Genomic DNA, 2,177 nt, shown 5'->3' on the forward strand with positions numbered 1-2,177 from the left:
AGCGAGTGCTCCAGATGCGGGTCGAGCAGGGCGCACACCTCGTCGAACGCCTCCGCGAAGACCGGGAAACGCGCGTACAACCCCGCCCCCATACCAGGGCGCTGACTCCCCTGACCCGAGAACAGGAACACCGTCTGGCCCTTCCCGGGGGCGAGAGCGTCGGCGGCGTGCGTGACCAGGTTGGGGTGAGGCGCGCCCAGGGCCAGGGCGTTGAGGGCCTCGGCCATCTCCCGGTCGTCACTGCCGAGGACGACCGCGCGGCGTTCGAAGGCCGAGCGCGTCGTGGCCAGCGACCGGCCCGTGTCGGCGAGGGGCGCCGGGGCGTCGGCACCGTCCAGCCAGTCGGCCAGGCGGGTGGCCTGGGCGCGCAGTGCCTCCTCGCTGCGGGCGGAGAGCGGCCAGGGTACGAGGCCGGGCGTGGCGGCCGGGGCCTCGGCGGGTGTCTCGTCGGGGCCCTGTTCGAGGATGAGGTGGGCGTTGGTGCCCGAGATGCCGAAGGAGGAGACGGCGGCGCGGCGGGGACGCGCGCCGGTCTCCGGCCAGTCGGCGGGTTCCGTCAGTAGCCGGACGTTGCCGCTCTCCCAGTCGACGTGGGGGGAGGGCTCGTTCACGTGCAGGGTGGGCGGCAGTACGCCGTGCCGCATGGCCATGATCATCTTGATGACGCCGGCCGCGCCCGCCGCGGCCTGCGTGTGGCCGATGTTGGACTTGATCGAGCCCAGCCACACCGGCCGGTGCTCGTCGGGGCGGCCCTGGCCGTAGGTGGCGAGCAGGGCCTGCGCCTCGATCGGGTCGCCGAGCGTGGTGCCGGTGCCGTGCGCCTCCACGGCGTCGATGTCGCCCGGCGCAAGGCCCGCGCTGGCGAGGGCGGCGCGGATGACGCGCTGCTGGGAGGGGCCGTTGGGGGCGGTGAGGCCGTTGCTCGCGCCGTCCTGGTTGATGGCGGAGCCGCGCAGGACGGCGAGTACCCGATGGCCGTTGCGGCGGGCGTCGGAGAGACGTTCCAGCACCAGCAGGCCGGCGCCTTCGCCCCACCCCGTGCCGTCGGCCGTGGCGGCGAACGGCTTGCACCGGCCGTCGGCCGCCAGGCCGCGTTGCCGCGAGAACTCCACGAAGGTGTTCGGCGTCGCCATCACGGTCACGCCGCCGGCGAGCGCCAGGTCGCACTCGCCGCCGCGCAGCGCCTGCGCCGCCAGGTGCATCGCCACCAGCGAGGAGGAACAGGCGGTGTCCACGGTCAGGGTCGGGCCCTCCAGCCCGAAGGTGTACGCCACCCGGCCGGACGCCACGCTCGGCGTGCTGCCGGTCATGATCTGGCCCTCGTAGCCCTCGGGTATCCGGCCGAGGAACCGTGACCCGTAGTCGTCGTACATGATTCCGGTGATCACCGCCGTCCGGCTGCCGCGCAGCGTGGCCGGGTCGATGCGGGCGTGCTCGAACGCCTGCCACGCCGTCTCCAGCAGCAGCCGCTGCTGCGGGTCGGTGGCCAGCGCCTCGCGCGGGCTGATCCCGAAGAACCCGGCGTCGAACAGCGCCGCGTCGCGCAGGAATCCGCCCTGGCTGGTGTAGCTCTTGCCGGTCCGCTCGGGGTCGGGGTCGTACAGCTCCGCGACGTCCCAGCCGCGGTCCTGCGGGAACGGGCCGATGGCGTCGACGCCGTCGGCCACCAGCCGCCACAGATCGTCGGGGGAGTGGACGTCGCCGGGGTAGTGGCAGGCCATGCCGACGACCACGACCGGGTCCTGGTCGTCGGCGTTCCGCGTCGGCGAGGGGGCCGGGGCGGCGATGGCGGGTGCGGCGCCGAGGAGTTCGGTACGCAGGTGGCCGATCAGCGTCTCGGGCGTCGGGTAGTCGAAGATGGCGGTGGCGGGCAGGCGTACGCCGGTCGCGGCGTGGAGGGCGTTGCGCAGCTCCAGCGCGGTCAGCGAGTCGAGGCCCAGCTGCTGGAAGGTGCGGCCCAGCTCGATGGACTCCGGCTCGGGGTGCGCCAGCACGGCCGCGATCCGGCCGCGCAGCACCGCGCCGATGAGCTTGTCCTGCTCGGCCTCGGGCAGCCCCGCGAGCCGCCCGGCGAGCGAGGACGGCTCCTGGACGGCTGCCACGGCTGCCACGGCGGCGCGCGCGGGCGCGCGTACGAGGCGGCGCAGCAGCGGCGGCAGGGTCCCGGCGGCGGCCTG

1 protein-coding gene is annotated in these 2,177 nt (G+C 74.8%); it reads right to left on the reverse strand.

Annotated elements, in window-relative coordinates; genetic code table 11:
• Positions 1-2,177: type I polyketide synthase (locus ACWDSL_RS53140; RefSeq protein WP_450496933.1), on the reverse strand; the 2,177-nt coding region annotated here is incomplete at both ends.

Source organism: Streptomyces sp. NPDC000941 (genome assembly GCF_053599555.1).